Below are 21,410 nucleotides of genomic sequence, written 5' to 3' on the forward strand. Positions count from 1 at the left end.
ATGAAGGGATCGGTAATTTGATAATTTATTGGAATATATAATAAAATGGAACGAGTTTGGGTCAGCATTGGTAGTAATCTGTTAAATCCAAAACAACAAGCGGATCGTGCTATCTGGTCTCTTTCTAAGCTTCCAATGACTAGACTTATAGATTTTTCCTCCTATTATCGTAGTCTACCATTAGGAGATAAAAATCAACCCGATTTTCTAAATGCGATAATAATTCTAGATACTAATTTATCTCCAAAAGCATTATTAAGTCATATGCAATATATTGAACGAAAACAAGGACGTGCACGACGACGATCACGTGATTCTCTTATATGGCAGCCACGTACTTTAGATTTAGATATCTTATTATTTGGAAAATACTTTACATATAGTACTGAATTGACAATACCGCATCATGGTTTGCTTAATCGAGAGTTCGTACTTTATCCATTAATGGCATTAGATAATAATTTCATTTTTCCTAATGGGAGCATTATAACAGATATCGTTAAAACTGTACCTAAAAATGGTTTAGATTTTTGGAAGGAATAATAAAAATGAAAATATATATTATATATAGACTGTTGTATGTGTTGTTTTTAAAAATAAATTAGACGATATATATTCAACTAAAGATCTAATGATATTGACAATATTGGTACATGTGAGTCGCATTGTTTAATGCGGCAGATATATTGATATGATTGTTAAAAATTTTAATCAAATAACACATTTTTTATTATTTTTTTACTGTAATTTATAAAAATTTATGTAGCTTTAGAAAAATTTTGTTATTTTTGCTTAAAGTAATTAAAAAAAATTTTTATAATTAATAATATATATATAAATTTTTTGATACCAGGTTTAGTATACCTAATTTGTTATGTTGTATGTAACAAGTACGCTTCATATTTATACATAAGTGTTATATATAGAAAACGTATTAAAATATTTTATTTTTAATTAAAATATATTTAACAAAAATTTTACGATTACAAAAAATATTTGATGTTTAGTTGTCATATACTTAAGTATATAAATATTGTGAATATTACGATACATGAATGTATTGATAATAAAAATGTATATTTACCGATATCGTTTGGTATATAGATAATTTATGATTTTCAAAATTAATTAATATTTATTATCCTAATAAATGTGGTGTTTTCATTATTTCTTGATGAATGCGAATAGCTGTTGATATATAGTCTATCAACAGTTGCATTGAAATATATCGGGCATTCGCAAATAGCCAAAAAGGATGTTTATTTTTATAGATTTAATATTATTAATTAAAAAATTAAAATTTATTCAATCGTATTAATTACATAATATTACTATTGAATTTGAAAGTTGTTTCGATTACATTCGGTAGTTTAAATGTTTGTTATATTTTCAAATTTGATAATTTTTCTATTTTAGGTGCTAATACTAATAGCGCGAAAAATTCAATTTTAAGTATTTATAAAAATTTATTTTAATTATATCATGAATCTATCATGATTAGATGATGTTTAGTAGTCAAAGTATCACTATTTAATTTATATAAGTTTTGTCGTTGATAAGATCTTATTAAGTAAGAGCAAAAAATATCATCAATGTTTTTCTTTTGTGAGTTGTAATAAAAGACCTTTATATACTTATAAGGGATGTGAAGATAAAAATTATCGATTAGTTCATACAAGCAGCACTTACAATATTTTCTCTTTAAACCAAAGAGAAAATATTGTATCTTATAATTATGAAATCATATACTTTCTGCATCCCAAATGAATATATGTAAAATATATTAATTATATATGTACATTTCATCCGTAAAAATCTAAAATTGTATACGTTACTTTTTCTGTTAGTATATGTTAATATTGGTTACTGTTTATCAAAAAATAAAATTTTATCAATTTAAACCCCATGTATATTTTCATGATGTTTAATTAAATCATAACAATATTCTTTTAACTTCATATATCAACACTTGACAACATTCTTTAAATTATGAATACTTTTCTTGTTTGTTAATTGTGTTACGTATTAATAATAGCAAAAAATTTTATGATTATGTATATATTTTGTAGATAAATACACTTGTATTCCGAGCGTATAAATATAAAGTTATAAGTAATGTATTTATTTATTCATTATTCATTGTATGTATTAATAGCAATGAACTTCGTTATATACCTTATAAATTACCTTATAAATTGCAATAAACTATACAACGGTAAAGTATTATTTGTACGTTAATTTATTTATTAAAAAATTTTAAAGAATCATGTGAAATTTATTGTGTTTGTTTTTTTATATTAGGCAAATCAGTAATTGATCCATTATGAATGGATGCTGCTAATGCTATTGATTCATATAAGGTTGGATGGGCATGAATGGTTAGAGTAATATCTTCTACATCACATCCCATTTCAATGGCTAATGCAATTTCTCCTAATATTTCACTAGCATTCGTGCCTAATATTGATCCCCCAATAATTCTGTTCGTTTTTTTATTAAAAATTAATTTGGTTATGCCTTCTTTACAATCTTCAGTAATTGCTCGACCTGAAGCCATCCAAGGGAAAAGCGCAACTTCATAATCTATATTTTTTTCTTGAGCACTTTTTTCAGTATATCCAACCCACGCTATTTCTGGATCAGTATATATAATGGATGGAATTATTATTGGATCAAAACAACGTTTTTTACCGGAAATAACTTCTGCAGCTACATGGCCTTCATGAATACTTTTATGAGCTAGCATTGGATGTCCAATAATATCTCCAATAGCAAAAATGTGTTGAACATTAGTACGCATCTGCTTATCTACAGGAATGAAACCATATTTATTTACATTTACTCCCGCACGCTCGATGTTCAACATGTTACCATTTGGAGCGCGCCCAATTGCTACTAATAATGCATCATAACGTTGAGTTTTTTTTAATAAAGTTTGTTTATTTTCCATAGTTACATAAATACCATCTTTCTTAGCTTCTACTATATTAACTTTAGTATTTAAAATTAAATTAATATTTTTAGTAATTATTTTAGTAAAAATATTAGTAATATCTTCATCTAAAATTGGCATAATTCGATTACACATTTCTACTATATCTATTTCTGATCCAAAAGCACGATATATTGTTGCCATTTCTAATCCTATAGCTCCCGAGCCTATAATGAGTAAACGTTCGGGTATTGATTGTAAAGATAGAGCATCAGTTGAATTCCAAATTCGCTGATCATTAGGAATACATGGTAGCGACACAGTATGTGATCCTGCTGCTATAATAGCGTAATTGAATGCTATTTCTAAGGTCATTTCATTGTTTTCAACTTGAATAGTATGACTATCAATAAATTTACCAACTCCATCAATTACTTTAACGTTCCGTTTTTTTGCCATAGCACTTAAACTATTTGATAATTGATCAATAATTTTATTTTTCCAAGAACGCGTCTTATCAAGATCAATATGTGTTTCTCCTGACAGGAGACCATATTTATTGAATTTTTTTTGTGTTTCAATTAATTTGGCAATATGTAATAATGTTTTAGAAGGAATACAACCAACATTAAGACACACTCCACCTAAATCAGGATAACGTTCTACTATTGTAGTATCCATACCTAAATCAGCGCAGCGAAAAGCCGCGGAATAACCTCCTGGTCCCGCCCCTAAAACAAGAATTTGAGTTTTTATTTTTATATACATAATATGTGGCGCCTTCATTTTGTGATTACAATTATTAATTATAGTATCTAGTTTGATAGAAATATGTATTTCAACTTATATATGGTACGGATATTATCATATCATACCTCAATTTAAGCGAGATTATCTTTAACCATAAAGGATGGAAAGACACTTTTTAAAAAAGTGAAATCTTTAAATTTATTTTTATATGATTAGTAATTTACATAGATAATAGTCTTGTGTCAGCAATTATTTTATTAATAAGCGTCATAAATCGAGCACCATCAGCTCCATCAATAACACGATGATCATATGATAATGACAAAGGTAGCATTAAACGCGGAGTAAATTTTTTTCCGGTCCACACTGGTTTTATAAAAGATTTAGAAATGCCTAAAATAGCTACTTCTGGAACATTAACAATTGGAGTAAAAGCTGTACCTCCTATACCCCCCAAATTGGATATAGTAAAACTTCCTCCTTGCATATTAGCAGGAGTCAATTGATTCCCAGTACGAGCTTTCTTTGCAAGCTCTTCTAACTCTTGTGATAATAAAATAATACCTTTCCTGTTTACATCATGGAGAACAGGCACTAATAAACCTTTAGGAGTATCCACTGCTATGCCAATATTAATATATTTTTTTAAAATTAGTGTTTCTCCGTCTTGAGATAAAGAACTATTGAATCGTGGCAACTCTTCTAATGCTTTTGCAACTGCTTTCATAACAAAAACTAAAAGTGTAATTTTGCAATTTATTTTTTTCTTTTCAATATCAATGTTTTGTTGTTTTCTAAAACTTTCTAAATCGGTAATATCAGCTTCATCAAATTGCGTTACATGCGGAAGCATAATCCAATTTCTTTGTAAATTTGCACCAGAAGTTTTTTGTATTTTGCTTAACATTACGGTTGTAATATCGCCAAATTTACTGAAGTCTATCTTCGGCCAAGATAATATGGGCGGTAATTGATCAGATTGCATGGATGATGTACGGCTTGTATAATACATTGAGATATCTTTTATATAATTTTGAATATCTTCTTTTAAAATACGTCCCTTACGGCCACTACCTTTTATTTTTGACAAATCTATTCCAAATGTACGAGCCATATGACGCACTAATGGTGTAGCATGTATCGCGGCATCATGGTGTATATCGTTACATATCGCTCCTTTTTTTGTATCATTGTTTGTTACAATATAAGGAGAAGGAACAACATTTTTTTTATCGTTAATAGTAAAAGCATGAGTATGATTTCGCACATCAAGTAGTAAAATCAAAGATCCTGTATGTACTTTATCTCCAACATGGACATAAATTTTAGTAACAATACCAGAACAGGAAGATGGTATTTCCATAGATGATTTATCACCTTCAATTATAATAAGTGGCTGATTAGCATTGATATTATCTCCTATTTTTACCATTATTTCTGTAACTTCTAATTCATCCTCTCCAATATTTGGTATATTAATTTCAATTGTCATCGTATTACCTCTTATATTAGGCGTGGATTAATTTTGTCAGGGTCAATATCAAATATTTTGATAGCGTTTAGAACAACATCAGCGTGAATATGGCCTTTTTTTACTAATTGGGCTAATGCGGCTGTAACTACATAACCTGTATTTACTTCAAAATGATGTCGTAAATTTTTTCGACTGTCGGATCGACCAAATCCATCCGTGCCTAATACAAAAAAATGATGACCTGGAATAAAACATCTAATTTGTTCTGCAAACAATTTCATATAATCAGTAGCAGCTATAGTGGGAAAATCATTCAATACGGTAGTAATGTACGGTATTTTGGGTATATCCATGGGATGTAACATGTTCCAGCGTTCGCAGTCTTGCCCATTCCTTGCTAATTCAGTAAAAGAGGTAACACTATATACATCAGAACTTACGTTATATTCTTGAGATAAGATTTTAGCCGCTTCACGAACAAGACGTAAAATAGCGCCAGATCCCATCAATTGAATTTTTCCATTTTTCCCCGATAAAGATTCTAACTTATAAATTCCTTTTTTAATACCTTCTTCAACTCCTATCGGCATGGCTGGCATATGATATTTTTCATTTAATGTAGTTATGTAATAATATATATTTTCTGGATTACTTCCATACATACGCATAAGGCCATCTTGTATAATAACAGCAATTTCATATGCATATGCTGGATCATAAGAAATACAATTAGGAATTGTCAATGACTGAATGTGACTGTGGCCATCAGCATGTTGCAATCCTTCGCCATTTAAAGTAGTTCGACCAGATGTTCCTCCGATCAAAAATCCTCGAGCTTGTTGATCAGCAGCAGCCCAAAAAAAATCTCCGATTCTTTGAAAACCAAACATTGAATAATATACATAAAATGGTATCATGGGGAAGTCGTTAGTACTGTATGAGGTGGCGGCTGCTAACCACGATGCTGCTGCGCCCAATTCGCTGATACCTTCTTGTAAAATCTGACCTTGTTTATCTTCACGATAATATGCAAGTAAATCATGATCTTGAGGAGTGTATTGTTGCCCCATGGAGTTATAAATACCGATTTGACGAAATAGCCCTTCCATCCCGAAGGTTCGGCCCTCATCAGCAATTATGGGTACTAGTCTATTTTTAATTGGGGTGTATTTTAGTAATATATTTAGAACACGTATAAATGCTAGAGTAGTAGAAATATCTTTATTTTGTTGTATTAGCAAAGGATAAAAATGTTCTAATGTTGGTAGTTCTAGAGAATTAGTAGTATGTTCTAACCTATTTGGAATATATCCAAATAATGTTTTACGTCGCTCATGTAAGTATATGTGTTCTTGAGAGCCTTCTTTAAATTTTAAATAAGGTAAAGATTCAATTTGGTCATCTTTGACGCGATTTAAATTAAATCTATCCCTAAAATAACGTATTTCTTTTATGTTAATTTTTTTTATTTGATGCGCAACGTTCATTCCTTCTGCGCTAGAACCCATACCATAACCTTTAACAGTATGCGCTAGTATTACAACAGGTTTTCCAGAACTATTTTTTTTAGCTCTTTCTAAAGCAGAAAATACTTTTTTAGGATCATGCCCACCGCGATCTAATGCCCAAATTTCAGAGTCGCTCATATCGTCTACCAACGCGCTAGTTTCTGGATATTTACCAAAAAAGTGCTTACGTATATAAGCCCCATTTTTAGATTTAAACGTTTGATAGTCTCCATCAACAGTTTCATTCATAAGTTGAATTAGCTTGCCACTAGTATCCTTGTGTAGCAATGCATCCCATTTACTTCCCCAAATAACTTTAATTACTTCCCACCCTGATCCTTTAAATATGTTTTCTAAGTCATTAATAATTTTTCCATTTCCTATTACTGGGCCATCTAATCGTTGTAAATTACAATTAATAATAAAAATTAAATTATCCAATTTTTCTCTAGCAGCAATATTAAGCGCTCCTTTAGATTCAGGTTCATCCATCTCTCCGTCTCCTAAAAAAGTGTATACTGTTTGTAAAGTGGTATCTTTTAGATTTCTATTATTCAAGTATTTTAAAAATTTTGCTTGATAAATTGCACTAATTGAAGAAAGACCCATAGAAACTGTAGGAAATTGCCAAAAATCTGGCATTAATTTTGGATGAGGATATGAGGGAAGTCCTAAATTTTTTACTTCCTGGCGAAAATGGTTTATTTGGTCCTCATGTAATCGGCCTTCAAGAAAAGCACGGGCATATATACCAGGTGAAATATGGCCTTGAAAATATACTAAGTCACCGCCATCGTGCTTATTACGCGCACGAAAAAAATGGTTAAAACACACTTCATATAACGTAGCGGAAGATTGGAATGAGGCAATATGACCTCCTAAATCCAAGTTTTTTTTTGATGCATGCAATACCATCATAATGGCATTCCAACGCACAACAGCACATATGCGCTCTTCTATTTCTAGATCTCCGGGATATTCTGGTTCATCCTCAACTGGAATAGTATTTATATAATTATTTGTTATTTCATTATTAGAAATAATAACGCCATTATTACAGGCTTCATGTATGATTTGATTCATTAAAAATTGAGCTCGCTTAACACCTTCTCTTTGAATAACTGAAGAAATAGATTTTAACCAATCCTGTGTTTCTATGGGATCTACATCATCAGATGAACGTTCTAACATTGCAGCATTTCCTTAATGTATTTAAAAGTATGTTCATATTTATGTTGATTTTATAAATATTGTAATAAAATATTTACATGCGTTTGTATATATAATGAATAAAATGATTTTAAAAAACATATTGGTGTCATTTTTTTTAAAAAATTAAAATATTTGCTACGGAAAAACAATATTCAGTAATTCAATGAATGTATGATGGGTCCATGACATTCTATGATCTTTTCTCTAAGAGAAATTAATAATGAAATGAAGAATTAAAAAATAATATTCAAAAAAAAATATTATTTATAAATTTTTGTACTAATCCTATATAAGATATCACTGATTAAAGTGATCGTATTAAAATGTATAAGAAACTTATTTTTTATACCAATTTATATTATACAATTTAAATTAATAATGTTATTTCATCGTAAGATAGTTTCATATATATCATCATAAAATCGAATTATATTTCATATTTTTTATAATAATATATTAAAAATACATGTTAATTTTTTATTGTGTTTAATTATGATGTGTATTTTATATACAGTATCAACATTTTGATTATATATTCAAATGTGACAAACAAAAATAATACTTGAATAGTTGATAACGATAAATGAGACGGTGTTAAGACACATGGTGTATATATTATTAACTAATCCTCAGATAGTATCACGAGTAATAATAGGATACAATTATAATTGTATTGAATGATATCCATCATACATGTAATGAAATGCATTACATTCAGTGTCGTATTGCATCTAATCTTATTAATTGTGCATATGGTGGATTTTTAATTTAAATTACAATCTAAATACTAGTATGAACGCTAAGTACATTTAAGAATTTATGTATAATAAAATATGATTACAGATATGTTAAGTTTATTATATGATGTTAAATATTTCTGCATTCAGAGAAATATTATATTAATAATTCCTTCTGGAATTAATGGTAATAACATTACCAGTACATTACAAGAATTTCTTCTTCATATCAGAAATAATCTATAATAATAAGATCTATGTTATATATATACAATATAGATATTTTTGTATCATATTCTTATTCAGTCATAATTATAAAAATTTAAAATTTCAGATATTGAAATTATTTGATCATCAAACATTAATTTAAGAAATTTTATGTATGATCGAATTATTTGAATTTTATTTGTGTCTATTTTTTTTAGAATAAGAAAAATTCGAAAATTTTTTAAAAATACAACACCAAAATGATCTATACTATCAGTATATCCTTAACGATGTTTTATAAATTTTTAAAAAATATATTTATTTAAGTAGATTAAGTATCAAAGAATACTCACAATTCTAGATGTTAATAACAATAGTCACATGAATATAAACTGGAATTTTTTAACCGCATATTATGGATATTTTGGTATATATCAAATGTTCTTTATAATCTTCTTCATAAAGAACAGCTTCATATTATTAGAAAATTGTTTGATATTTTTAATTAAAATGCTATTAGCTATCAGAAGTTTGTTAGATTATATTTATAATTAAAAATTATAAAAAATTTTAATTGATATTAAATTTAAATAAGTGGCGCAGTTTAATACTGTACTAGAGCTGATTTAATAAAAACTTAGTTGTATTGCATAAAGAGAAATATTTACATTTATAGAAAGATAAGTATGAATATTGTTGTATTTTAGCAAGTTATAATTATGATAATGTTGGCATTGGCATTGGCATTGGCATTGGCATTGGCATTGATCAATATTTAAACATTTAAAACATTAATAATATATTATGGTGTTATTCCATTTTATTTATTCAATAATTAATTATTAGTTAATATAACTTGTTTGTAGGAATATATATATGTAGTCCAAGTATTTATTTGTTTTTAATTAATTATTTAACATTAATCATAATGTTTTATTTAAACAGATAGAATTACTTATTTAAAATAAACATAAATTGTTGTAGATTTGTGTGATTCATTATGTGACCTACTATCACGTATAATCAAAGGAAAATAAATGATAACCGATTATCAATTTATCTGAGTATTGTAACGTATATCAATAATATAATTTTTATGAATCAATTATCATATAAGTGTCATTCTGTCATTGTGCAACGAGCTTTATTTTTTTTATACACTGTAATATGTTTTTTTTTCTTTATTATCGTTTTAATTATAGCGTATGGAATATTTTTAGATAAGAAAGTTCAAAGTCGTATTGATGGAAAGGTTTGGAGATTACCTACGATTATTTATAGCCGTATGATTAATGTAGAACCTAATATGTCGTATCATAAAAATGATATAATTCATTTATTGGAAACTTTACAGTATCGTCAAGTCTCTAAAATTACTCATTCAGGAGAGTTTGTTGTACATAATAATGACATTGAATTATTTCGTAGGCCTTTTAATTTTCCAAGTGGAGAAGAAGGAGAAATGCATGTATCCTTTTTTTTTAATCAAAAAAAATTACTCCGCATTTACAACCAAGACACAAAGAATAATTTTTGTTTGTTTCGATTTGATCCCAAGATCATATCTATTTTATATGCTCCCAATAAGCAACAAAGATTATTTATACCGAGATCAGGGTTTCCAGATATATTAATAGATATGTTGTTAGCTGTTGAAGATCGTTATTTTTATCAGCATGATGGTATTCAGATATCTTCTATTGGTCGTGCTTTTTTAGCAAATGTTTTTTCTGGTCGTACTGTACAAGGAGGAAGTACTTTAACGCAACAATTGGTAAAAAATTTATTTTTAAATAATACACGATCATTGTGGCGTAAATTTAATGAAGCCTATATGGCTTTAATTTTCGATCATCGATATAGTAAGGACCGCATTCTTGAATTATATTTGAATGAAATATATTTTGGTCAAAACGGAAATGATCAGATTCATGGATTTCCTTTAGCCAGTTTTTATTATTTTGGTCGCCCGATAAATGAATTAAGTATAGATCAACAAGCAATGTTAGTGGGGATGATAAAAGGAGCGTCTTTATATAATCCCTGGAAAAATCCATACATAACACTGGAACGTCGCAATTTAATACTCAAATTGTTAGAACATAGAGATATTATTGATAAAAAAATGTGTGCTATTCTTAGTGCACGCCCTTTAGGAACGCAGCCAAAGGATGAGATATTAATTTTACAACCTGCTTTTACACAAATGGTAAATAAAGAAATACAAAATATTAATCAAATTAATGATTTTTCTGGAATAAAAATATTTACTACGTTAGATCCTATTTCCCAAAAAGCAGCAGAACAGGCAATGGAATTAGGTATTCATAAATTAAGACATTATTATAACGTAAAAGATCTAGAAGGGGCCATAGTTGTAGTAGATCGATTTAGTGGAAAAATACGAGCTATGGTAGGAGGATCTGATCCCCATTTTTCTGGATTTAATCGTGCTATGCATGCTCGTCGTTCTATAGGTTCATTAGCGAAGCCAGCAATTTATTTAGCAGCTTTAAGTCATCCTGATAAATATCACCTCAATACATGGATTGCTGATGAGCCTATTCATTTACAACAACCAAATGGAGTAATTTGGTCCCCTAAAAATTATGACCGAAAATTTCGAGGCAAGGTCACTCTTATTGATGCTTTTATTAAATCTCTCAATGTACCTACTGTTAATTTAGGTATGACAATAGGATTAGACGCTATTTCTGATGTTTTAAAAAAATTGGGCATTTCGCCTAATTTTATTTCTTCCTTTCCATCTATCCTTTTAGGATCCATTAGTTTGACACCTATAGAAGTTGCTCAGGAGTTTCAAACTATTGCTAGCGGCGGGCAATATTCTGCCTTATCATCTGTTTGTTATATTATGAACGAAGAAGATATAGTATTATATCAAAATTTTACCAAGACAGAGCGTGTTATTTTCCCTCAAGCAGCTTATTTAACGTTATATGCAATGCAACAAGTAGCAACACGAGGAACTTCTTGTATTTTATCTTTAAAATTTCCTTGTTCTCAATTAGCCGCAAAAACCGGAACTACTAATGATCTTCGCGATAGTTGGTTTGTTGGAATTGATGACACAGAAGTAACTGTGGTTTGGATAGGACGTGACAATAACGGAAGAACTAAGTTAACAGGTACTAATGGCGCATTAACTCTATATAATTTGTATTTAGATAATAAAAATCCTACTCCTTTACATTTAGAACTACCTAGTGGTATTAGGTACATACCTATAGATAATTGTGGTAATTTTACACTACATGATAGCAAAAATAATAGTTGTCAGGTTTTGCCGGTGTGGGTGAATGATTGGCAATTATTATTTCAGTCACTTAAAGAATCAAAAATAATCTCATATAATCAGCAACCAATAAATACTGTAGAAGAACAAGGTATTTCAATACAAATGAATAGATAAATAATTTTTACTATAAATGATTGCTAATTGTTTGGAAAAACAGCAGTACGACTTATATAATAACGTCCAATGATACTTTACGTCACTTTTATTTTATTCTATCAATCGTTAATTGATAACATTATATTTAAATATTTCCTAATAAAATAAAATTTATTTATATAATATATGTCTATAAATTGTAAATAATGTCGTTGTATATAACATATATTTGGTAATTATATAAATTTTTTAATGGATTAATTTTTTATAAAGTTAAATATGCTCCAATTATGAATTGATTAATTAATTATTACAACAGGAATTACAATGTTTTTATTTGATATAAAAGGTTAATAATTATGAATAATGATGCAAAATTTCCTATACAATTGACTGATTTTGCAGCCAGAAAAGTAAAGTTTTTCACTGAAAATGAAATAATTAACAGTAATTCACATTTAAAATTGCGTGTATATATTATAGGAGGAGGTTGCAGTGGGTTTCAATATAGGTTTATTTTAGATGATAAAATTTCTAGCGATGACTGTATTGTAGAAAACAATGGCGTTACTCTAGTAATAGACCCTATGAGTTTGCAATATTTATTTGGAGGTATTATAGATTATTATGAAGGATTAGAAGGGTCTCGATTTGTTGTAATCAATCCAAATGCCAAGAATACTTGTAGTTGTGGTTCTTCTTTCAGTGTATAAGTATTTGTTGTATACAACAAATACTTATACCAAATAGTCAGACATGTTATATTTTACTGTAATTATGTTCATAAAATATTATTATATTAAAGTTTGTATCATATATACATCATGTTTTGTATAGTATACACTTTAAGTATTGAAAGTTGTTACTGTGATTACTCTATATAGTAAGTGAATATTGCGTTTTGTTGTAAAAGATTGCGTAATGTCATGATACTCAATGATGGTATTGTTATTTATTTTTTATAGCCAAGTTATGTAATTTTTAGATGTTTTATTTGCAATCGAATAATTTATTTATTAATTATAAAATTTTGCAGAATATCTAGGAATAATAAGAATTATATTCTAAAAATAAAGATACGCATATAATAATTACTTATTTAACTAATAATCCGCCATGATCATAGAAAAAAATTTTAAACCGTGAATAAATTAAATGTATAATTTAGGTTGATATGTGAGAGTGAATTATATTTTTGTAACTGGTGGAGTGGTATCATCTTTGGGTAAGGGCATTGCTACAGCATCTTTGGCTGCAGTTTTAGAAGCGCGCGGTCTCAGTGTAACTATAATAAAATTAGACCCTTATATCAATATGGACCCTGGTACGATTAGCCCCGTACAACATGGAGAAGTGTTTATTACTGAAGATGGAGCAGAGACTGATTTAGACTTGGGGCATTATGAACGTTTTATCCGTACTAAAATGAGACATCATAATAACTTTACTGCTGGTAAAGTTTATGCTGATGTTTTACGGAAAGAGCGTCGCGGAGATTATTTGGGCGCTACGATACAGATTATTCCTCATGTCACTGACACTATAAAGAAGTGTCTTATAGCAGGTGCCTTTGGTCACGATGTGTTATTAGTAGAAATAGGTGGCACAGTAGGTGATATTGAATCATTGCCCTTTTTAGAAGCTATTAGGCAAATGGTAATGGAAGTAAATAGAGAACAAACTTTATACATACATCTGACATTAGTGCCTTTTATTGCAGTATCTGGAGAACTAAAAACTAAGCCAACACAACATTCAGTAAAAGAATTACTTTCTATTGGTATTCAACCTGACATTTTAATTTGCAGATCTGATCGAGTAATCAGTAATAGTGAACGAAAAAAAATTTCTTTGTTTTGCAATGTACCTAAACAAGCGATAATTGCTCTGCAAGATGTAGATTCAATTTATAAAATACCTGCTTTACTTAAAGACCAAGGATTAGACAATTATATTTGTAAACGTTTTAATTTAAATTGTCCCGAGGCAAATCTATCAGATTGGGAGGAAGTAATTTATTATCAAGAACATCCGATAGGAGAAGTGACTGTTGGTATGGTAGGAAAATATATTGAATTGGTAGATGCTTACAAATCAGTGACAGAAGCATTAAAGCATGCTGGGATAAAAAATCGTTTTATTGTTAATATTCGTCTTATTAACTCCCAAGATGTGGAAAAATTAGGTATAGAAAAAACACTGAATGGTTTAGATGCTATTTTAGTGCCTGGAGGATTTGGTTATCGCGGAGTGGAAGGAAAAATTTTATCCGCACAATATGCTCGAGAAAACAATATACCGTATTTTGGAATTTGCTTGGGTATGCAAGTAGCATTGATCGAATTTGCTCGTCATGTTGCTGGAATGCCAGAAGCTAATTCTACAGAATTTGTAACTAATTGTAAATGCCCAGTAATAGCTTTAATAACTGAGTGTAAAGATGAGAATGGTATTTTTATAACACACAATAATAATACTAATTTGGGCGGGACTATGCGCCTAGGTAATCAAGCATGTTATTTAATTAAGGGGAGTTTAACACATCAAATATATGGAAAAAGTACTATATTAGAACGTCATCGGCATCGTTATGAAGTAAACAACATGTTATTAAAATATATAACACATGCTGGATTAAGTTGTGTTGGTTTTTCTGAAAAAAATAATTTAGTAGAAGTAATTGAATATCCAAATCATCCATGGTTTATAGGTAGTCAGTTCCATCCTGAATTTAATTCTACACCTCGTGAAGGTCATCCTTTATTTATAGGTTTTATAAAAGCTGCAATAGAGTACCAACATCGTCATAATAAATTAATTTAGTACATACGAGTCAATGTTTATGATATTATTTTTTTGGTTCGCATGAAAATCAAGATTAATTCACAAAGGAAATAAAAATGCCTAAGATTTTAAATATTGTTGGACGTGAGGTTATTGATTCTCGTGGTAATCCAACAGTAGAGACCGAAGTATATATCAAAGGTGGTTCTAGATTAGCATCTGTTCCGTCTGGAGCATCTGTTGGTTCTCAAGAAGCTTTAGAGTTAAGGGATAATAATAACAAACGGTTTTTTGGGAAAGGGGTCACACAAGCGGTCAGTTCTGTAAATGGACCCATTCATAAAGCATTAATAGGCATGGATGTAACGCAACAACGTGTTATTGATACTATTATGATTGATTTGGATGGAACCAGTAATAAATCAAAATTTGGTGCTAATGCTATCTTGAGTGTTTCTTTAGCAGTTGCAAAAGCAGCCTCGGCATTTAAAAATGTTCCATTATATCAGCATATTTCTGATTTGTATGACGCGCCAAAAAATACATTTATTATGCCGCTCCCTATGATGAATATTATTAATGGCGGTAAGCATGCTGATAATAATTTAGATATTCAGGAATTTATGATTATCCCGGTTGGAGCAAAAACCATCAAAGAAGCAATCCAGATGGGATCTGAAATATCATATAATTTAAGAGTAATATTAAGTAATAAAGGAATATCCACGCAATTAGGTGACGAAGGTGGATATGCTCCTAATCTTAATTCTCATGCCACTGCATTAGAATTAATAAAAGAATCTATAGAACAGTCCGGTTATATTTTAAAAGAAGATATTGTCCTAGCAATAGATTGTGCTGCATCTGAATTGTTTGATACATCCACCAATAAGTATCACATAAAAAGTGAAAAAAAGTTTTTTACTTCTGAAGAATTTACTTATTATTTGTCATCATTAGCGCAAAAATACTCGATAGTTTCTATTGAAGATGGACAAAGCGAATACGATTGGGATGGATTTGCTTACCAAACCAAAGTTCTTGGTAATAAAATTCAATTAATAGGAGACGACTTGTTTGCAACTAACATAAATTTGTTACAAATGGGTATTAATCGAAATATTGCAAATTCTATTTTAATTAAATGCAATCAGATAGGGTCTTTAACTGAAACACTAGAAACGATTAAAATGGCTAAAAATGCAGGTTACGGTACAATTATTTCACATCGTTCCGGAGAAACTGAAGATACAAGCATTGCTGACATAGCCGTGGGTACCTCTGCAGGTCAAATAAAAACTGGACCTGTGCGTTGTTCTGAACGAGTAGCTAAATACAATCAACTAATTCGTATAGAAGAAATGTTAGGAAAAAAAGGAGTGTTTTATAGATTTAAAAATAAACTTATGTCATAGTTGATGACTTAATTCAGTATATTAAATATATATATAAAATAGATAAAAGAATATTTTTATAGAAAAATTAAAAGATGAAACAATTTGTATGCTTTATACGATAATAGAGCATTAGTTAAAAAGTAATTAATTTACGTATTTTTTAATATGAAAATATATATGTAATTATTGCTGTGAGCTCAAAAACAGTCTATCTAAATATATAGACGAGTAATATAGTTAATTCTTAATGTGTCTTTTTTGTATTGTGTTATAAACTGTTTCTTGTTAATTTCAAAAAAATTGAATAATTGATTATATCGCATATATTTTATATTGCTACTATAACAACATACCTGTTGAAGTATGTGTGTTTTATATTTTCTTACAGTTTATGTTGTTTTAAAATAACAAAAAATGATTCTTAAAAAATATTTTTTAATAAGATCTAAAAAATTTTCAAATTAAATTATTTATATACGTTAGTAATTCATATTGTTTAATACCCAAATAAATTGGGTTACGTGGATATATCGATATTTTAAGAAGATGCACATCCTTACTAATTTGTAAGATTTGTTATTTATACAACAGATTAAGTAGTTTAATTTAATGATAAAAAAAACAGCACATAGCGAAATAATACCGTTAACTTCAGAACAGTTAGATTATATTCGATCATTTTTAGTTACTTTGTCCAGTTCTCAACTGATTTGGATATCCGGATACTTATGGGGATTAACAAGTGTTGCAGAAACTAATAAAATAACTGATATTTCTGAAAACACTAAAATAGAAGGTGTTTGTCTTAATAAAACAATTACTTTAATATCTGCTTCTCAAACTGGAAATGCACGTCAATTAGCTGAGAAATTACGCGATGATATTCATGCAATTAATATGGATGTCATGTTGTTTGATGCTAGAGATTACAAATTTAAGAAAATTTCTAAAGAAAGATTATTAATTATTATTACTTCCACTTATGGAGAGGGAGAACCTCCAGAAGAAGCAATTGCGTTATACAGGTATTTATTTTCCAATAAAGCAGTTAAAATGCCAAATACTCATTTTGCGGTATTCAGTTTTGGAGATCGGTCATATGAATATTTTGCTAAAGCTGGAAAAGATTTTGATCACCGATTAGAGGAGCTTGGAGCGCATCGATTATGTGATCGAGTCGACGTCGATATCGATTTTAAAGAAGAAGCTAATGTATGGAGAAAAAAAATAGTTCTTTTATTGAAAAATAAAATAATATCTACTTCTACATTTAAGCAAAATAACAACAGTTATAGTCTTGAGCAAGTAAATAACACTGTATATAACAAAGAATATCCATTAAGTGCTTGTTTATCAACCCGATACAAAATTACTAGTCGTGACTCACTGAAAGATGTGCATCATTTAGAGATAGATATTGCTGATTCTGATTTACACTATCAACCAGGAGATGCGTTAGGAGTGTGGTATGAAAATGATCCTAATCTTATTAATGAGTTACTAGAATTATTAAGATTGAAAGGAACTGAACAAGTACGAGTTAAAGAAGAGCCAATGTCTCTTAGTGAAGCATTACAGAAACATTATGAATTAACTCATAATACTTCCGTTGTTGTAAAAAATATAGCTACTATTACTCAAGATAAAATGTTGTTGGATTTATTCTGCAATTCAGAAAAATTAAATAAATTTATTTTAACTACGCCTATTATTGCAATGATGCATCGTGTATCAATTGCAATAACTCCGCAAGAGTTATTGCAAATATTACGTCCTATGAAACCCCGATTTTATTCCATTTCTTCCGCTCAATCAGAGGTAGGAGATGAAATACATATTACTGTAAGCGTAGTACGTTATAAGACAAATGAACGCTTTAGAACAGGTGGTGCTAGTGGTTATTTAGTAGATCGCATAAAAGAAAATGAAAAAATACGTATTTTTATTGAACCTAATAATAATTTTAGACTACCAAAAAATTCTAATGTTCCAGTAATTATGATTGGGGCCGGAACAGGTATTGCTCCGTTTCGTGCTTTTATGCAACAAAGATCTGCGGATAGTGCATCAGGAAAAAACTGGTTATTTTTTGGGAATTTAAGATTTATAGATGATTTTCTTTATCAAATTGAATGGCAACGTTATTGCAGAGATGGTTTATTAACCAAAATTGATACAGCTTGGTCCAGAGATCAAAATGATAAGATTTATGTACAAAACAAATTATTAAAGAATGGTGTAGAGCTTTGGTCATGGATTCAAGAAGGAGCTCATATTTATGTATGTGGCGATGCTAAACATATGGCTCAAGATGTAAATAAGGCTTTAGTTATGTTAGCATCTAAACACGGGAGTATGGGTTTAGATAAAGCGAATGAATTTTGGCATAACATGCGGATACAACATCGTTATCAGAGAGATATTTACTAATGAACAGAAAATATGATAATAACAATGATAAAAATATACCCTTATTATCCGATAATGAGCGAATCAAAAAAGAAAGTAACTTCCTAAGAGGCACTATTGCTCAAAATTTAGACAATAACTTAACCGGTGGATTTAATACAGAAGATGCTCAATTAATCAGATTTCATGGCATGTATCAACAGGATGATCGCGATGTACGTGTAGAACGAGCAAATCAAAAATTAGAACCACTAATTAATATGATGTTACGTTGTCGTTTACCGGGTGGTGTGATTATGCCGCCACAATGGTTGGCTATCGATGATTTTTCAGAAAAATATACTTTATATGGCACAATACGTCTTACTACTCGACAAACCTTTCAACTGCATGGTTTATTAAAACCTAACTTGAAAAATGTGCATCGTTTATTGAATAAATTGGGATTAGATTCTATAGCTACTGCTGGAGATGTAAATCGTAATGTAATATGCACAGCTAATCCCATGGAATCAACATTACATTATCAAGTATGGGAATTGGCAAAAAGTATTTCTTCATATTTACTGCCAAAATCTAATGCATATGCAGAAATTTGGTTAGATTCAAAAAAAACAGAATCTACAGATTCTGAGCCAATTTTAAGCGCTACTTATTTACCTCGTAAATTTAAAATAGCAATTGCGATACCACCTATAAATGATGTAGATGTTCATGCTAACGATCTGAGTTTTATTGCTATCAAAAGCGAGAACACTGACCAAATAATTGGTTTCAATGTATTAGTAGGCGGAGGATTAGCAATGACTTATGGAGATATTACCACATATCCTCGTAAAGCTAGCGCATTTGGATATATTTCTAAAAAAGATGTTTTAAAAATTGCAGAAACAGTAGTTACAGTACAAAGAGATTGGGGAAATAGATCTGACCGTAGACATGCTAAAACAAAGTATACTTTGATGCGCGTTGGAGTGACAGCATTTAAATCAGAAGTTGAACGTCGTTCTGGAGTACAATTTCATCCAATTCATCCTTATGTATTTACAGATAGAGGAGATCGATTTGGATGGGTGCAGGGTATTGATGATTATTGGCATCTTACTTTATTTATAGAAAACGGAAGAATATCAAATAATGATCCCCGTAAGCTCTTAAAACGTGGGATTGCAGAAGTTGCGCAAATACATTCAGGTTCTTTTAGGTTGACTGCAAATCAAAATTTAATTATTTCTGGAGTATCTAAGGACAATAAATTAATGATTGAAAGTACATTGAGAAAATATGGTGTAATCAATGATGATATTACTCCGCAACGAAAAGCATCTATGGCATGTGTAGCGTTTCCTACTTGTCCATTAGCGATGGCAGAAGCAGAACGATTTTTACCAAAATTTGTTACTAAAATAGAGCATATCATGTCTAAATATAGATTGGAAAAAGATGCTATTATTTTACGAGTAACAGGTTGCCCTAACAGTTGTGCTCGCGCGATGTTATCAGAAATTGGATTAACAGGAAGATCAATTGGGCGTTATAATCTTTATTTAGGAGGTAATAATATCGGTACGCGTATTCCTCGATTGTACAAAGAAAATATTACGGAAAATGATATTTTAAATATTCTTGATATGACTATTAGTCGTTGGGCACAAGAGAGAAATAGTCAAGAATCTTATGGAGATTATGTAGTAAGATCTGGGATAGTTAATGCTGTTATAAATTCTGAAAAAGATTTTTATGAATAAACTATTAAATGTTATTAATCATTGCTGGACTTTTACAGAATTCAATTCATTAGACACTAATGAACAAAAATTGGTTTTAGTTAAAATAAATCGATATTTGGAATCTTTAAATACGGTAGATAGGTTCAAATGGGCTATAGAATATTTACCTAAGCGAGCAATATTGTCTTCGAGTTTTGGTATTCAATCATCAGTCAGTTTACATTTAACCACTCATTATTATCCTAATATTCCGATTATTTTAATTGATACTGGTTATTTATTTCCAGAAACATATCGATTTATTGATCGATTGACAGAAAAAATGCAATTAAATTTACATATATTTTCTCCGAATCAATCTGCAGCATGGCAAGAAGCACGATATGGTAAATTATGGACACAGGGTATAAAAGGAATCCAAAAATACAATGCTATTAACAAAGTTGAACCCATGCATCGTGCTCTAAGGACGCTGAAAGTGGAAACATGGTTTGCAGGATTAAGAAGAAATCAGTCAGATAGCCGTAAAAAATTGCCAATAATAACCATTCAAAATGGAATTTTTAAATTCTTACCTATCGTTGATTGGAATTCTCTTCAGATTCATAGGTACATTGAAAAACATTCTTTGGAATATCATCCATTGTGGCAACAAGGTTATGTATCAATAGGAGATGTGCATACTAGCAGAAAATGGGAACCTGGTATGAAAGAAGAAGACACACGTTTTTTTGGGCTACAACGTGAATGTGGTTTACATATTATTGAGTGAATTCATTATTTATATGAAATATTTATGTAATTATACTTTATTTGTATTAGTAGAGGGATACTGTACTTCAAGACAGTATCCTG

General features: G+C 29.6%; 11 protein-coding genes. 8 read left to right on the forward strand and 3 right to left on the reverse strand.

Going from position 1 to position 21,410, the window contains the following annotated elements; genetic code table 11:
• Positions 1–45 precede the first annotated feature (45 nt).
• Positions 46–543 (forward strand): 2-amino-4-hydroxy-6-hydroxymethyldihydropteridine diphosphokinase, encoded by a 498-nt coding sequence (gene folK / locus BCHRO640_RS00770; protein WP_015344444.1) that lies wholly within the window; start codon positions 46–48, stop codon positions 541–543.
• A gap of 1,732 nt (positions 544–2,275) precedes the next feature.
• Here folK and lpdA read toward each other — a convergent pair.
• The 3 genes from lpdA to aceE all read right to left on the reverse strand — a co-directional run bounded on the left by lpdA (position 2,276) and on the right by aceE (position 7,855).
• On the reverse strand, positions 2,276–3,703 hold the full coding sequence (lpdA, locus tag BCHRO640_RS00775; protein ID WP_236608112.1) for a dihydrolipoyl dehydrogenase: 1,428 nt from the start codon (positions 3,701–3,703) through the stop codon (positions 2,276–2,278).
• A gap of 199 nt (positions 3,704–3,902) precedes the next feature.
• The gene (gene aceF / locus BCHRO640_RS00780; RefSeq protein WP_015344446.1) at positions 3,903–5,174 is read right to left on the reverse strand and encodes a dihydrolipoyllysine-residue acetyltransferase; all 1,272 of its coding nucleotides are present in this window, start codon (positions 5,172–5,174) and stop codon (positions 3,903–3,905) included.
• Positions 5,175–5,185: 11 nt separating this feature from the next.
• Positions 5,186–7,855, reverse strand: coding sequence for a pyruvate dehydrogenase (acetyl-transferring), homodimeric type (gene aceE, locus BCHRO640_RS00785; protein ID WP_015344447.1), 2,670 nt, complete (start codon positions 7,853–7,855; stop codon positions 5,186–5,188).
• Between the two features lie 2,061 nt (positions 7,856–9,916).
• Between aceE and mrcB the strand changes: the two genes are divergently transcribed.
• The 7 genes from mrcB (at position 9,917) to BCHRO640_RS00820 (ending at position 21,327) form a co-directional block, all read left to right on the forward strand.
• Positions 9,917–12,253, forward strand: a complete 2,337-nt coding sequence (mrcB, locus tag BCHRO640_RS00790) for a bifunctional glycosyl transferase/transpeptidase (RefSeq protein ID WP_015344448.1) — start codon at positions 9,917–9,919, stop codon at positions 12,251–12,253.
• Positions 12,254–12,594: 341 nt separating this feature from the next.
• Entirely contained in the window at positions 12,595–12,948 is a 354-nt protein-coding gene (gene erpA / locus BCHRO640_RS00795; protein WP_015344449.1) for an iron-sulfur cluster insertion protein ErpA, read from the forward strand.
• Between the two features lie 463 nt (positions 12,949–13,411).
• The gene (locus BCHRO640_RS00800) at positions 13,412–15,058 is read left to right on the forward strand and encodes a CTP synthase (RefSeq protein WP_041567579.1); all 1,647 of its coding nucleotides are present in this window, start codon (positions 13,412–13,414) and stop codon (positions 15,056–15,058) included.
• A 77-nt stretch (positions 15,059–15,135) separates the two neighbouring features.
• Complete coding sequence (gene eno, locus BCHRO640_RS00805; RefSeq protein ID WP_015344451.1) at positions 15,136–16,434, forward strand: phosphopyruvate hydratase; 1,299 nt, start codon at positions 15,136–15,138, stop codon at positions 16,432–16,434.
• Between the two features lie 591 nt (positions 16,435–17,025).
• A complete protein-coding gene (cysJ, locus tag BCHRO640_RS00810) occupies positions 17,026–18,846 on the forward strand; it encodes an NADPH-dependent assimilatory sulfite reductase flavoprotein subunit (RefSeq protein WP_015344452.1) in 1,821 nt (606 codons plus the stop codon).
• Positions 18,846–20,573, forward strand: a complete 1,728-nt coding sequence (cysI, locus tag BCHRO640_RS00815; protein WP_015344453.1) for an assimilatory sulfite reductase (NADPH) hemoprotein subunit — start codon at positions 18,846–18,848, stop codon at positions 20,571–20,573. The genes cysJ and cysI overlap by 1 nt, the downstream gene beginning before the upstream one ends.
• Positions 20,566–21,327, forward strand: coding sequence for a phosphoadenylyl-sulfate reductase (locus tag BCHRO640_RS00820; protein ID WP_015344454.1), 762 nt, complete (start codon positions 20,566–20,568; stop codon positions 21,325–21,327). Before cysI ends, BCHRO640_RS00820 begins: the two co-directional genes overlap by 8 nt.
• Positions 21,328–21,410 lie beyond the last annotated feature (83 nt).

The sequence above is a fragment of the Candidatus Blochmanniella chromaiodes str. 640 genome (genome assembly GCF_000331065.1).
In the GTDB taxonomy this organism is placed as follows: Bacteria; Pseudomonadota; Gammaproteobacteria; order Enterobacterales; family Enterobacteriaceae; genus Blochmanniella; species Blochmanniella pennsylvanica.

What these genes read in the sequence shown, in the direction of transcription:
- cysI (WP_015344453.1), top strand. Translation starts at nt 18,846, where the DNA reads ATGAACAGAAAATATGATAATAACAATGATAAAAATATACCCTTATTA.
- BCHRO640_RS00820 (WP_015344454.1), top strand. Translation starts at nt 20,566, where the DNA reads ATGAATAAACTATTAAATGTTATTAATCATTGCTGGACTTTTACAGAA.
- aceE (WP_015344447.1), bottom strand. Translation starts at nt 7,855, where the DNA reads ATGTTAGAACGTTCATCTGATGATGTAGATCCCATAGAAACACAGGAT.
- mrcB (WP_015344448.1), top strand. Translation starts at nt 9,917, where the DNA reads ATGAATCAATTATCATATAAGTGTCATTCTGTCATTGTGCAACGAGCT.
- aceF (WP_015344446.1), bottom strand. Translation starts at nt 5,174, where the DNA reads ATGACAATTGAAATTAATATACCAAATATTGGAGAGGATGAATTAGAA.
- erpA (WP_015344449.1), top strand. Translation starts at nt 12,595, where the DNA reads ATGAATAATGATGCAAAATTTCCTATACAATTGACTGATTTTGCAGCC.
- folK (WP_015344444.1), top strand. Translation starts at nt 46, where the DNA reads ATGGAACGAGTTTGGGTCAGCATTGGTAGTAATCTGTTAAATCCAAAA.
- eno (WP_015344451.1), top strand. Translation starts at nt 15,136, where the DNA reads ATGCCTAAGATTTTAAATATTGTTGGACGTGAGGTTATTGATTCTCGT.
- cysJ (WP_015344452.1), top strand. Translation starts at nt 17,026, where the DNA reads ATGATAAAAAAAACAGCACATAGCGAAATAATACCGTTAACTTCAGAA.